This is a genomic window from Streptomyces sparsogenes subsp. cuspidosporus (assembly GCF_039532705.1).
GTDB lineage: Bacteria > Actinomycetota > Actinomycetes > Streptomycetales > Streptomycetaceae > Streptomyces > Streptomyces sparsogenes.
Genome location: NZ_BAAASD010000039.1, coordinates 45,454 through 57,949, shown reverse-complemented (window position 1 = coordinate 57,949; position 12,496 = coordinate 45,454). Strand labels below are relative to the sequence as shown.

At 71.7% G+C, this 12,496-nt stretch carries 13 protein-coding genes; 3 read left to right on the top strand and 10 right to left on the bottom strand.

The features are described from left to right. The first annotated feature begins 25 nt into the window (after positions 1 to 25). Positions 26 to 1,465, top strand: a complete 1,440-nt coding sequence (locus ABFY07_RS33025; RefSeq protein ID WP_428837053.1) for a CoA transferase — start codon at positions 26 to 28, stop codon at positions 1,463 to 1,465. On the opposite strand, the gene ABFY07_RS33020 is transcribed toward ABFY07_RS33025, so the two are convergent. From ABFY07_RS33020 to ABFY07_RS33005, 4 genes are all read right to left on the bottom strand, one after another. After that, the gene (locus ABFY07_RS33020; protein WP_346178013.1) at positions 1,393 to 2,310 is read right to left on the bottom strand and encodes an RNA polymerase sigma-70 factor; all 918 of its coding nucleotides are present in this window, start codon (positions 2,308 to 2,310) and stop codon (positions 1,393 to 1,395) included. The genes ABFY07_RS33025 and ABFY07_RS33020 overlap by 73 nt on opposite strands. A gap of 23 nt (positions 2,311 to 2,333) precedes the next feature. After that, positions 2,334 to 3,239: an NAD-dependent epimerase/dehydratase family protein gene (locus ABFY07_RS33015; protein WP_346178012.1), complete on the bottom strand. Its 906-nt coding sequence runs from the start codon at positions 3,237 to 3,239 to the stop codon at positions 2,334 to 2,336. 208 nt (positions 3,240 to 3,447) lie between these two features. Next, positions 3,448 to 3,765 (bottom strand): transcriptional regulator, encoded by a 318-nt coding sequence (locus ABFY07_RS33010; protein ID WP_346178011.1) that lies wholly within the window; start codon positions 3,763 to 3,765, stop codon positions 3,448 to 3,450. Further along, entirely contained in the window at positions 3,762 to 4,226 is a 465-nt protein-coding gene (locus tag ABFY07_RS33005) for a hypothetical protein (RefSeq protein ID WP_346178010.1), read from the bottom strand. Before ABFY07_RS33005 ends, ABFY07_RS33010 begins: the two co-directional genes overlap by 4 nt. 182 nt (positions 4,227 to 4,408) lie before the next feature. On the opposite strand from ABFY07_RS33005, the gene ABFY07_RS33000 reads away from it, so the two are divergent. Beyond that, positions 4,409 to 5,248: an SAM-dependent methyltransferase gene (locus tag ABFY07_RS33000; RefSeq protein ID WP_346178009.1), complete on the top strand. Its 840-nt coding sequence runs from the start codon at positions 4,409 to 4,411 to the stop codon at positions 5,246 to 5,248. Positions 5,249 to 5,333: 85 nt separating this feature from the next. Here the strand turns inward: ABFY07_RS33000 and ABFY07_RS32995 are convergent, their stop codons facing one another. After that, positions 5,334 to 5,585 carry a hypothetical protein gene (locus ABFY07_RS32995; RefSeq protein WP_346178008.1) on the bottom strand — a complete coding sequence of 84 codons (252 nt, stop codon included), beginning with the start codon at positions 5,583 to 5,585 and terminating at the stop codon, positions 5,334 to 5,336. Between the two features lie 737 nt (positions 5,586 to 6,322). Between ABFY07_RS32995 and ABFY07_RS32990 the strand changes: the two genes are divergently transcribed. Next, positions 6,323 to 6,925 (top strand): XRE family transcriptional regulator, encoded by a 603-nt coding sequence (locus ABFY07_RS32990; RefSeq protein ID WP_346178043.1) that lies wholly within the window; start codon positions 6,323 to 6,325, stop codon positions 6,923 to 6,925. A gap of 116 nt (positions 6,926 to 7,041) precedes the next feature. Here the strand turns inward: ABFY07_RS32990 and ABFY07_RS32985 are convergent, their stop codons facing one another. From ABFY07_RS32985 to ABFY07_RS32965, 5 genes are all read right to left on the bottom strand, one after another. Then, on the bottom strand, positions 7,042 to 7,449 hold the full coding sequence (locus ABFY07_RS32985) for a peptidase inhibitor family I36 protein (protein ID WP_346178007.1): 408 nt from the start codon (positions 7,447 to 7,449) through the stop codon (positions 7,042 to 7,044). Positions 7,450 to 7,546: 97 nt separating this feature from the next. Continuing rightward, positions 7,547 to 8,098 (bottom strand): YciI family protein, encoded by a 552-nt coding sequence (locus tag ABFY07_RS32980; protein ID WP_346178006.1) that lies wholly within the window; start codon positions 8,096 to 8,098, stop codon positions 7,547 to 7,549. A 185-nt stretch (positions 8,099 to 8,283) separates the two neighbouring features. Further along, positions 8,284 to 9,687: an acyltransferase family protein gene (locus ABFY07_RS32975; protein WP_346178005.1), complete on the bottom strand. Its 1,404-nt coding sequence runs from the start codon at positions 9,685 to 9,687 to the stop codon at positions 8,284 to 8,286. A gap of 172 nt (positions 9,688 to 9,859) precedes the next feature. Next, positions 9,860 to 11,359: a polysialyltransferase family glycosyltransferase gene (locus ABFY07_RS32970; RefSeq protein ID WP_346178004.1), complete on the bottom strand. Its 1,500-nt coding sequence runs from the start codon at positions 11,357 to 11,359 to the stop codon at positions 9,860 to 9,862. Beyond that, entirely contained in the window at positions 11,359 to 12,333 is a 975-nt protein-coding gene (locus ABFY07_RS32965) for a glycosyltransferase family 2 protein (protein WP_346178003.1), read from the bottom strand. The genes ABFY07_RS32970 and ABFY07_RS32965 overlap by 1 nt, the downstream gene beginning before the upstream one ends. Between the last annotated feature and the right edge of the window lie 163 nt (positions 12,334 to 12,496).

Below are 12,496 nucleotides of genomic sequence, written 5' to 3'. Positions count from 1 at the left end.
TTGCGGTGCCCCGCACAATGACTGCATGACGCACCCAATAGAGGCCGACACGGACGCCGCCACCGACGCCGACGCCGCCACCGCCATGGACGCCGCCACCCCCGCCGACGCCGCGACCGCTCACGCGTGGAACGCCCTGGGCGGCGCCGCGGAACTGCTGGACGAGGTGTCGTACCTCCCGGCCGAGGGGGCGCTGCCCGCCCGCCTGCCGGTGCGGCAGCTGGCCCGCGCCACCGTGGCCGCGTGCTCGCTCGCCGCCGCCGAACTGGCGGCGCGGCGGTCCGGCGGACCGGTCCCCGCCGTACGGGTGGCGGAGGCCGCGGTCGCCACGGCCTTCGTGAGCGAGCGGCACCTGCGGATCGACGGCCGGAAGCCGACGAACTTCGCGCCGCTGTCCGGCTTCTGGCGCGCTGCCGACGGCTGGGTGCGCACCCACGCCAACTACCCCCACCACCGCGCCCGCCTCCTGGCCGCCCTCGGCATCGTCGACCGGGGCGGGGAGGACGTCCTCGTCAAGCGCCTCGCCGAGGAGCTGGCGACCCGCCCGGCCCAGTGGGTCCAGGAGACGGTCTACGCGGCGGGCGGCCTGGCCGTGGCCGTCGGGCCACCCCCGAAGACCACCCCCGGAGCCGAACCCGCCCTGATCGAGTCCCGGCACATCGGCGACGCCGCCCCCCGCCCCCTGCCGCCCGCGCCCCTCCCCGCGAGCGGCGTACGGATCCTCGACCTGACCCGGGTCACCGCCGGGCCGGTGGCCACCCGCTCCCTGGCGCTGCTGGGCGCGGACGTCCTGCGCGTCGACTCCCCGCACCTCCCGGAGGACCCGGACGCCCACGCCGACACCGGCTTCGGCAAGCGATCCACCCGGCTGGACCTCGCCGACCCCCGGGACCGGCAGACCTTCGAAGAACTCCTCGCCCACGCCGACGCCGTGGTCACCGGCTACCGCCCCGGCGCCCTCGAGCGGCTCGGCCTCGCCCCCGACGCCCTCCTCGAACGCCGTCCCGGGCTCGTCGTCGCCCAGGTGTCCGCCTGGGGCTGGTCCGGGCCCTGGGCCGGCCGGCGCGGGTTCGACAGCATCGTGCAGGCCGCGAGCGGCATCGCCACCCTCGAAGCCGCCCCCGACGGCCACCCCGGCGTGCTGCCCGCGCAGGCCCTCGACCACGGCACGGGCTATCTCCTCGCCGCGGCGGTCCTGCGCGCCCTGACCGAACGCCAGGAGACCGGGGGCGGCCGCCACCTGCGCCTCTCCCTCTCCGCCACGGCCGCCTGGCTCATGCGCGGCATCACCCCCGTCACCCCGCCCGGCGGCGAGACCTACGACCCCACCCCCTGGCTGACCGAGCGCCCCGCCCCGTACGGCCGCCTGCGCTACGCCCTCCCGCCCCTCGGCTACGCCGGCTCTCCCCGCGACTGGTCCAGCCCGCCCACCCTGTGGGGCACCGACCGCCCGGCCTGGGGCTGAATCCCGCGCAGCTTGTGCGGGTTGATGACGAGCCGGATGGCGCTGATCCGCCCGCCGGCGGATTCGAGAGTGAGCGCGCCGACGTTGACGCCGCCCAGCACGAACAGCAGGCCGGGCTCGCCGTTGATGTCGGCGTGGCGCATCTCGACGCCCCGCGACTCGGGTTTGGCCAGCACGCCGAGGAACCAGCGGGCGACGTGGTCGGGTCCGTACAGCGGGCGGCGGGCGGCGGTGACGACGCCGCCGCCGTCCGACCACGACGTGACGTCGGGGGCCAGGAGTGAAAGGACCTCGCCGAGGTCGCCCCCCGCGCACGCGAGCCGGAACTTCTCCGCGATGGCGCGCTGTTCGGCCGTGTCCGTGGTGAAGCGCGGACGGCGCGCCTGCACGTGTTCGCGCGCGCGGTGTGCCTGCTGGCGCACCGCCACCTCGGACTTGCCGACCACCTCGGCGATCTCGGCGTAGGAGTAGCCGAACACCTCGCGCAGCATGAACACCGCGCGCTCGGTCGGCGTCAGCGTCTCCAGGACCACGAGCATCGCCAACGACACCGTGTCCGCCAACTCGGCCTCCTCTGCGACATCGGGGGAGGTGAGGACCGGCTCGGGCAGCCACGGCCCGACGTACGCCTCGCGGCGGGCCTTCGCCGAGGTGAGCCGGTTGATGCTCAGGTTGGTGACCGTGCGCACCAGATACGCCTTGGGGTGTTCGACGGCGTCCTGGTCCGCCTGGTGCCAGGTGAGCCAGGCGTCCTGGACGATGTCCTCGGCGTCGGCGACGCTGCCCAGCATGCGGTAGGCGGTTCCGAACAGCAGCCGCCGGTGCTCCTCGAAGGCGTCGGTCATGCCCCTCACCGTTCCATCGGCGATCAAGCAGCGGCAAGAGCGGTCAGGCCCGCGCGGCAGTCCGCGTACCGCGGCCGCCAGTCCAGCTCGGCCTTCGCCTTGGCATTGGAGACCCGCATGCTGGTGGTCGCCATGCGGTGCGCGTAGGACATCGGCCGCATCAGCCAGGCCGGTGCGCGCATCGGCTTCGGGGTGCCGAAGACCGCGGCGACCGTTTCGACATGGGTCCCGAAGCCCATCGGCGCGTCGTCCACGATGTTGTACGCCTCCCCGGGGCGCCCGCCCTCGACCGCCAGCGCCACCGCCGCGCCCGCGTCCACGAGGTTGACCCACGGCAGCACACGGCCGTGGTCGGCGACCGACGGAAGCTTCCTCTTCCGGAGGAGATCGACCATCGCCTCGGTGCCGCCGACGCCGTAGAACAGCCCGAAGCGGAGGGAGATCCCCTCGATGCCGCCGTCTCCCAGGATCATGCGCTCCTTCTCGCGCATGCCCTCCAGGTGCCGTTCGACCGCCTTGTCGCCGGCCGGCCCGAAGGCGGCGTCCTCGGTGACCACCCGGTCGCCGAAGTCGCGGTAGCCGTACCCGAACACCATGGACTCCGCGATGACCCGCCGCGCCCCGACCACCCGGGCGGCCTCCATGAGGTTGCGGGTGCCGATGACGCGCAGGTCGTCGGTGGCGTACATGTCCTTGTGCCGCATCGGGGGCCTGCGCAGCGCGGTGGCCGCGTGCACGACGGTGTCCACCTCGAGACCGTCCACGGCCCGCAGCAACCCGTCGCGGTCCATCAGATCAGCGGTGATGTCGGCCCCGGCGCCGCGGCCGAGGCCGAGCACGGTGTAGCCGGAGCGGGTGAGCGCCTGGGCGGCGTGGCGCCCCAGCACCCCGCTCGCCCCTGCCAGCAGCACGTTCCTGGTGTCAGTCATGCCCATGGGACAAGACACCGGCGGCAGACGTGACACCCCGGGATGCGACCTGCGTCACACGGCGTCGGCGCCCCTCCCCGGCAGCGCGTGGCGGGCGGCGCGCAGGGCAAACCCTGCGCGCCGCAGCGGGACCCCGACGCCGTCCGTGACGACCTGCGCGACTACGTGACCGAGCACCGAACTGGCCGCCCGCTGGATCAGGTGGAGTTCACGCCGGAGGCTCTTCGGGTGGCGCCGCTGCGTCCGCCACGACTGCTTGCAGGGCCGCGATGTGGCCGTTGAAGGCATCCCGGCCGGCGCTGGTGAGCCGGGCGCGTACCTTTCGGCGGCCGCCGCTGAGGCGGCGTTCCGTGGTGACGTACCCGGCTTCTTCGAGCGTCGTGAGCTGTTTGGACAGCGCCGAGTCGGACAACTGGAGCCGGTCCTTGAGGAAGGCGAACTCCGCCCAGTCGGCCGCGGCCAGGGTCGCGACCAGGGAGAGGCGGGTGATGGGGTGGATCAGCTCGTCGAATCGTGCCTCCGTCATGCCCGCGCCCACCGGCGCAGCACGCGCAGGATCTCCGGACCACCGAACCCGACGATCGCCGCGACCATCACCGCCGCCCAGATGCCGGCATGGCCGGCGCCGTCGGCGTGGAGCGCCAGCGCCGCGAGGACGGTGGCCCCGACGAGCCCGAGCAGCATGCCGATCACGACCAGGGAGACGCGCCGCCCGGCGACCGCCGCGCTCACCTGCAGCCGATCAGTGCGTCGGCGCCCGTCGAGCAGGCGCGACGCGAGCACCGAGTGGCCCACGCCGAAACCCGCGGTCGCGATCCCGGCCGGCCAGGGCGGCAGCACGGTGCCCAGCACCCCCAGCAGGAGCCAGCCGCCCGCCATCGCCCACCAGTAGCCACGGGGCAGACCGACTTCCCCGGCCACCAGCAGCCGCGCGCGGTCGGCCGCCTCAAGAGCGGCGCGGGCCTGCTCCGGGGTGATGTTGTCCATGACGGGACCTCACTTTCCTGTTAGGAAAGTAACGGTCCCACTTTCCTGCCGGGAAAGTCAACGGTCGGCGGGCTCGAAAGCGAGCTCTGAGTCCGTCGGGTCACGGGCAGGATCGTGCCGACCGTTTCGGCACCGCTGACGTGTCCGCGGTGCCGAAGAGGACGACACCCCTGGAGAGCCGTATGACTTCTCGTGACACCCGAGCCGCCACGCATGAGGCGCGGCTGTACGCGCACTTCCTGGACGACGGGGAAGGCGGCCCGGAGCGGGAAGGCGGCGCGGACCGGGGGCTGACGCTGGCCGAACGGATACAGCGGCGAGTGCCCAACGTCGGGCTCATCGCCCGTAATCAGCGTCTCTTCGTGCTGCGAGCGGTGCGCACCGTCGCCGAGCACTACGGCATCCGGCAGTTCCTGGACATCGGCTCCGGGCCGGACCACGCGCCGAACGTCCACGAGGTGGCGCAGGCCATCGACCCGGTCTCCAGGGTCGTCTACGTCGATCGGGACGAGGCGGCCATGGCAAGCCTGTCGGCCCGCTGGGAAGGAGACGACCGCGTCGGCTGCCTCACGGCCGATGTGCGCGAGCCCGAGTCGATCCTGCGCTCCCCGGTCGTGCGGGGGACCATCGACTTCGACCAGCCGGTCGCACTGCTCCTCGCCTCGGTCTTTCTCTTCGTCGAGGACGAGGACGACCCGGCCGGAATCATCGAGCGGCTGGTCGAAGAGCTGCCGTGCGGCAGCCATGTGGTCTTCTCGCAGGGCACCTACGACTACGACGGCGACCGGCGCACCGTGGAACTCCTGACCTCCTTGTACGCGGAAGGCGGGATGGCCGTCACACCCCGCGGCAAGGCCACCATCGCGGGATTCCTGGAAGGGGCCGGATTGGAGATCCTCCCTCCCGGCATCGTCCCCACCAACCGTTGGCGCCCGGAAACCGAGGCGCGTGCGACGCCGGACGCCTTGCCGGGAGACGAGGCCGACTCCTGCATTCACGCCGTGCTTGCTCGCAAGCCGTAAGCGCTGTCGGCCGCGTCTCTGTGCCCCGTCGGGGAGCCCCAAACGCACTTGCTGGGCCTCCCGCGCGCTGGCCTGGACGCCCCCGTCAGTACCGCTGTCGGCCGCCCGGGTAGTGGACCGGCCGCCGGCACTCAGGAGCGGGGGTGGGCGGAGGCTGCTCACCGAGCGCGTAGCACAGCGCCGCATGCAACTGCTCCGCCTCGGCGGGGGTCAGCACCAATTGTGCGATGGCTCGGTGCCGTCCGCCGCTGCTGATGTGCAGCGGTAGTGCGAGTTCCCCATCCGCCGTGCGGCGCAGCCCCCGCCCCGGCACGGGCCCGATCTGCCAGTCGGTCATGCCGAACCCCGCCGCACTCAGGCGCGGGGCCGAGGCCACCATCGCCGTCGTCTTCGTGCACGGACAGGCGCCCGCCCCTGCTCTCAGCAACCCGCAGCACGTCATGCAGCGCCTCGCACAGCCGCTCCGCCAGGAAACGCAGTTCTTGCGCCCCCGCCTTCCGGTGGCCCAGCAACGCACGAGCGTGGCTCAGTAGTTCAGCTCCTATGGCGAGCTGTAGGGCCTCGACCTCGTCCGCCCATCGGCTCAGCTCGCTGTGATTCCCGTCCGGGGCCAGAAAACACGGCTTGCCCTCCGGGCCGGCCCATGGCAGCAGCCGCAGGCGGTTCATCTGGGTCACTGCGCCACCCCCGCGAACTCGCTGTTAGCGCAGACTGCTTTCACCCATTCGAGTGCACACAGGACCGGGTCGATCACGTCATCAGCTCCTAAGACACTGGTGGACATGCCCTTCGCGGCCAAAGCTTGGCCGCCCAAAGCGGACGTATCGCTGCCCAAAGCGAGGACGGTTGGGATGTATCAGCGCTACCGTGGAAAACGCCCAAACGTCCTCGGGGGGACCCTTGAACACGGCCTTACGGTCAGCTATCGAGTCCGCTGGGCTGTCACCGAGACAGCTCGCTATCCGGGTGGGGGTGTCCGGCAAGACCGTTGAGCGGTGGATCGCGGACGAAGAGCTGATCCCGCACGCCAGGAACCGGGTAGATGCCTCCGAGGTGTTGGGAGTTGACGCAGAGATGCTGTGGCCGAAAGCTGTGAGGGACCGCCTGAAGACCGGCGGCGACCGGGAGCTTGTCCAAAGCTACGCCTACAGGTCGGCTTGCCCTTCAACGGTCTGGGCCGACCTAATCGCCGGGGCGAACGATGACTTGTTCTTCGGCGGCTTCACGTCGTACTTCCTCTGGACGCAGGTGCCCGCTCTTCCTGAGACGCTGCGGAGGAAAGCACAGAGCGGATGCCGAGTCCGCTTCCTGCTCGGCGATCCGGACGGATCGGTAACCCGGCAGCGGGAAGCCATCGAGGACGTTGCTCTTACGGTCTCCAGCCGCATCAAGATGACCCTGGAGCAACTCGCCAAAATAGGTCAGGTGCAGGGGTTGGAAGCGCGGTTCTCCGCATCGGCTGATGCCATGAACCACGTCTCCCTCTCGGTCTTCCGCTTCGACGATGACGCACTCGTCACGCCGCACTTGGCGCGGCTCGTCGGCCACGATTCGCCATTGATGCATCTGCGACGCCATGGTGACGCGGGGATGTTCTCTCGCTTCGTGGAACACGCGGAGGAGCTGTGGTCCGGTGGCGTTCCCGTTCCGGGTGTCCCCTCGTCCGTGCCGCGATAGCGACAGCAGCCCTGCGGCGAGTCGATGCTCGACGTCAGGGGCACCGGCCCGGACCGGGATCCGATCCGGGCCAGGGCGCGGGGGCGGGGGCTGAGGTACGTGGAGAGCCGCCGAGATCAGCCGTCTTCGCCGGGCGGGGTGCCGCAGCTCTGGCCGCCGGGGCCGTCGAAGCCCACCGAGCTGATGAAGTCCCGGTAGTCGGGGTAGAAGTTGCCCTTGCCGGTCGGGCCGGCGGAGGTGACGACGGCGCAGCCGGCGTAGTTCGCGTCGGACCAGAGGTAGATGGTGGAAGGGGTCCGGTTCCAGTCCGACTTGGCCCGGTCGTCCATGCCGAGCGCCGCCAGGTCCGGCGTGCTGCCCTTCAGCTTGATCATGTCGCCGGTGCCGTCGAGGCCGGAGAACATGCAGTAGTAGCCGTCAGGACATCGGTCGTAGCCCTCGGCCGCGTGGGCCGTGGAGACCGGCAGGGCGGTGGCGGCGGCGACCGCCACCGGCACGAGCAGGGCCCGTAAGGTGTTCTTCATCGGTTCCTTCTTCTTGCTCCGAATCGCCGGCGCGAAACGAACCGGCCATGATCGAGCACGCGGCTCTCGACCGTCCATTCCCCTCCGACCACGCGGTTCAACCCCGCCCGCCGAACCGCCAGTTGTGCGCCTCGATGGCGGCGTACCGGTCCGGGGTCAGCAGGGCGCGCGCCGCGTCCGGGGACGGCGCGCGGACCAGGGCCGCGGTGCCGAGCCAGGTGGTGCCGTCGTCGGACAGCAGCGGGCCGTAGGCGATCAGTTCATCCCGGTCGGGCGGCAGGTCGAGGTCGGCGGCGGCCCGCCCCGCGCCGAGACCGAGCACCAGATACCGGTTGCCGCCGGTCGCGCCGCCGGGGAAGTCCCACATGGTGCGCCCCAGCGTGTTGCGCCACCGGCGCAGCAGTACGTCCCGGTAGGCGCCGGCCTGGTAGCCCGGCTCGTCGAAGGCGAACGCGCGGGCGGCGGCCGGGTCGGGCAGGTCGGCGATGTGCAGGCTGCCGGTGAGGGTCTCGCCGTCGTCGGCGAAGGTCGGGCCGCGGGCGATCATCTCCTTCGCGTAGCCGTCCATGTAGGACCAGTGCTCTTCGAGCAACTCGTGTCGTAGCGCCAGGGATCCGGGCCGGTCGCGGTGGTAGCAGAGGAATTCCATGCCCGGATGATCTCGCGCGAGAGATGACCGCGTCGGCCGGATGCGCGGTGACGTGACACACGGGCCGGGGTCGTACGGGCCGGGGTCGTACGGGCGGGGTCGTACGGGCCGGGGTCGTACGGGCGGGGTCGCACAGGCCGGGAACGCCCGGGCCCGGGACGCCGAGCCCGGGGATGCCTCGCGGGTCAGCGCACCCGGACCGCCGTCAGCGACTTCTTGATGACGGGCGTGAGCCGTTGCTCCACGAAGCGGTAGAGCAGCCAGGCGAGCGCCAGCATCAGCAGGATCGTGAGGGCCAGGGTGGCGTACGAGGGGAGGCCCAGCTCGCGGTGGAGCACTCCCACGACCACCCAGCCGAGGTGCTCATGGACCAGGTAGAAGGGGTAGGTGAGCGCGCCCGCCAGCGTCAGCCAGCGCCAGTTGGCCCACTGGAACTTCCCCAGGGCGATCAGGGCGACGGCCAGGAAGCCGAAGGCGACGAGGGCCACGATGCCGAGCGTCGAGCGGTAGGAGAAGAAGGAAGGATTCGGCGCGTGCCACAGCTCGGCCACCGCGTAGTGCTGGCCGATGAGGAAGCTGATGCCGACGATGCCCCAGGCGAGTGCGTCGTGGCCGTAGCGGTGGATCAGGTAGAGGCCGATGCCGCCAATGAAGAAGGGGGCGTACTCGGGCATCAGCACCAGGTCGAGGAGCGGCTGGTTCGCGGCCTCCGCGAGGGCCGCGCCGAGGGTCCACACGGCGCAGAAGAGCACGACGCGCTGACGGCCCGCGCCCGGGAGGACGACGAAGAGCGCGAAGAGGGCGTAGAAGCGCAGCTCGGCCCACAGCGTCCAGCACACGCCCAGGACACGGTCGGCGCCCAGGGGCTGCTGGAGCATGGTGAGGTTGACGAGGGTGTCGCTGGGCGAGACCGACTTGTACGCGACCCAGGGCAGCGCGAAGACGGCGGTGACGATGAGGATCGCGGCCCAGTAGGCGGGGTAGAGCCGCGAGACCCGGGAGGCGAAGAAGGAGCGCAGCGGGCGCCCCCAGCCGCTCATGCAGATCACGAAGCCGCTGATGACGAAGAAGATCTGGACGCCGAGGCAGCCGTACGCGAAGTAGCTGGAGGCGGTGGGGAACTGCTCGCGGGGCGAGGTGCCCCACGCCTGGCTGATCTCCCCGTCCCGGCCGCCGTAGTGGTACGCGGCCACCATGAGCGCGGCGAGCAGCCGCAGCCCGTCCAGCGCGCGGAGGCGTACGGGCCCGCGCCGCGCGGGGCCCGAGCCCTCGGCGGCGGGGGCGGGCGCGGGCGCGGGGGCGGGGGCGGGGGTCTGGGGGAGGGCGGGCGGCAGGGGGAGGGCGACGGTGGGGGATCCGGGGGAAGTGGGGGATGCGGGGGATCCGGGGGAAGTGGGGGATGCGGGGGATCCGACGGAAGTGGGGGATGCGGGGGATCCGGGGGACGCGGCGTATGTCGGGCCCGCGTCGCCCACCATGTCACCCACCGTGTCGGCCGGGCCGCCGCCGGGGCCGGTCGCCGGGCCGGTGGGCGGGGTGGCGGACGGGGCGGCGGACGGGGTGGCCGGTGCGCCGGCGGTCGCGGTCATGCGCCCACCCCGTTCCGCGTCTTCCCGTTCCGTATTGCCCCATTTCCCTCCCGGGGTATTCGCCGCGGTGGGCGTATTCGGCCCAGCTCTCTGCCCGTGGTCATCGCGCCGTTCCCGTTCCTTCGCACTCGTCGCTCGCTCAAAAGCCGTCCGATGTGTCCCCGCCCCCGGCTCACCCCGTGGCGGCCCGCTTCAGCGCCGACCGCTTGAGCGCGCGCGCCCGCCGGGCGACGCGGCGTACGGTCTCGTTGCGCGGGATGAACGCGAGCTGGGACGGGACCGCGCCGGGCAGGGCCAGCGCGGTCAGGCGGCGCCGCTTGAAGTAGCGCCAGGTGTTCGCGTCCAGATGGGCGGTCAGATAGCGCTCGGCGGCGGGGCGCAGCGACGGGTAGATCTTGGCCTGCATGGCGAAACCGACGGCCGTGACCAGCCCGGTCAGCCGCTGCCCCGTGCGCTCGTCCGTGGGCGGGGTCCACGCGGCGACGGCCTGGTGGTCCTCCAGGTCGGGCAGCAGCGCGTCGACGATGGTGACCGGCATGCGGTTGCTGTTCTGGTAGGGGGTCAGCCGCTCCAGCAGCACCTCGGTGCCGATCCGGGCCACCGGCAGCCCGTAGAAGACGCTCGCGGTGAGCAGCGCGGTGGAGAAGCAGCCGATGACCAGGGCCGGGGACATCCGCTGGTACAGCACCTCGGCGAGGACGGGCGTGTCCATGATGGTCAGCTCGGCGCCCAGCTCCGCGGCCTTCTTCTCCAGCATCCGCGACCAGCGGGCCGGCGCGGTGGGGTGCGGCTTGAACACGACGCTGCGGTGGCCGAGGGCCACGGCGCCGCGCAACATCCGCACGTGCAGCTCTTCCTCCTCCTGCGGGGTGAGGATGTCGAGCGCGGAGAGGTACTGGCCGAGCATCAGGGCCGGGCCCACGCCCGTGGCGATCCGCTCGCTGGCGGAGGCGACGCCGCGCGGGGCGGCGTCGGCGATCTCGGCGAGCACCTTGGTGAAGACGTCCGTCGGGACGATCTCCGCCTCGACGCCGAACTCGGTGAGCAGCAGCGGCCGCAGGCCGGGGACGAGGTCGAGGTGGAGGAGGCGGCGGACGCGGGTGCCGATCAGCGGGTCGAGCTTGTTGCGGGTGGGGCCGTAGCTCATCAGCCCGTCGGCGTAGACGTCGATGGGCGCGCCCTGGAAGACGTTGGCGATCGCCAGGGCCGGGTTGACCTGGATGGACTCCAGGACGATCTCGATGTCGTCGTCGCCCAGGTTCCACAGCAGCCGCAGATGGCGCTCCCACAGCGGGGCGTCGTCGGCGCGCGGGGACCAGCCGCCCGGGTGGAAGGGGCTGATCGTCTCGTTCCAGGACAGCACGCGGTCGAAGCGGCCGCGCAGCCGCTCGAAGCCGGGCATCTCGTCGAGGGAGGGCGTGGTCTCGGGCGTGGCGGCGTTGTTGCTGACCAGCAGCAGGCGGCGGTCGGCCGGGCCGATGCGGTCCGCGTCGAGGGCGGCCGCGATCGTGGCGACGCCGTAGAGCGTGGAGGCAAGGAAGATCTGCGTCCGCTTACGGGAGCCGCGGGGCGCGCGGGACGCGCGGGCCGTGTGGGGGCTCTGCGGGCCCTGGGGGCCCTGGTGGCTCTGCGGCGCCTGGTGGCTCTGCGGGCCTTGAGGGAAGGCGGACATCAGGCCGCCACCTCCGTCCCCGCGCGGCGCTTGAGCCTGCGCAGCCGGGCCGCGCGCTCGTGGTCCATCGAGTCCAGCGCTTCTTTCAGTACGTCCTGTGGCATGCGCTTCAGCGCGGCCGCGGACATGGAACGCAGTTTCCTGGCCACGGTCGGCTCGAACCTTTCGATGTTGCCGAGATGATGGGAAATGATCGCGCAATAGGTGCGGACGGCCTTCGGGAGAAGCGTGTCCGCGTCCCGGTCCCGGGCCGTTTCCTCGATTACCTGATCGAATGCGCGAATGAAGTCGAGTTGCCGTACGTCGCCGATCTGGGTCAGCGAGGAGGCGACGCCGCGCCGGTAGAAGACGCCGAGCAGGCCGACCACCGCGAAGGAGCCGGCCTCCCGGTGCAGCTTCCAGATCCACGGCCGGTCCTCGGCGGTGCGCAGCCCGTGGGTGAAGTGCAGCAGGCCCTGGTCGAGCAGGCGGCGGTGGTAGATGCCCGCCCACGCGAAGGCGTAGTCCACGGAGGTGGAGCGGTCGGCGGGGAGGATGGCGTCGCGCGGGTTCATCACGACGCCCCGGCGGCCGTGCGGCACGCGGTGGATGGAGCGCGCCCGCCCGGTGCACTGGACGTGGTCGGTGCGCACGAAGTCGCAGTCCAACTCCTCGATCGCGGCGAGCAGTTGCTCGTAGTAGCCGGGCGCGAGCCAGTCGTCGCCGTCGAGGAAGGTGAGGTACTCGCCCCGGGCCGCGTCCAGGCCCGTGTTGCGCGCGGTGGCGAGCCCGCCGTTCTGCTCGTGCCGTACGTAGACGGCCCCCGGAAGGTCGCGCTCGGCGCGCTCCAGGATCTCCGGCGTCCCGTCGGTGGCGCAGTCGTCGACGAGAATGAATTCGAAGTCGTCGCGCGCGTTCGCGCGCAGACTTCGCAGCGTATCGGGGGCATAGGTCTGCACGTTGTAGAACGGCACGATGACGGAGAGCTTAACCACTCGCGTGACGGTAGGTCGCCGTCTGGCATTCGTCTTGACGAGGGGTGTACGTAAAGGTGAACGAAGAACGTCAGGACGGTTAACCAGCCGCGCTGAGCAGCCGATTCTCCAATCGGCGATGTGCTGTTAACCCTTTGTTGCTCCTGTGTTGGGCCGCGAATCG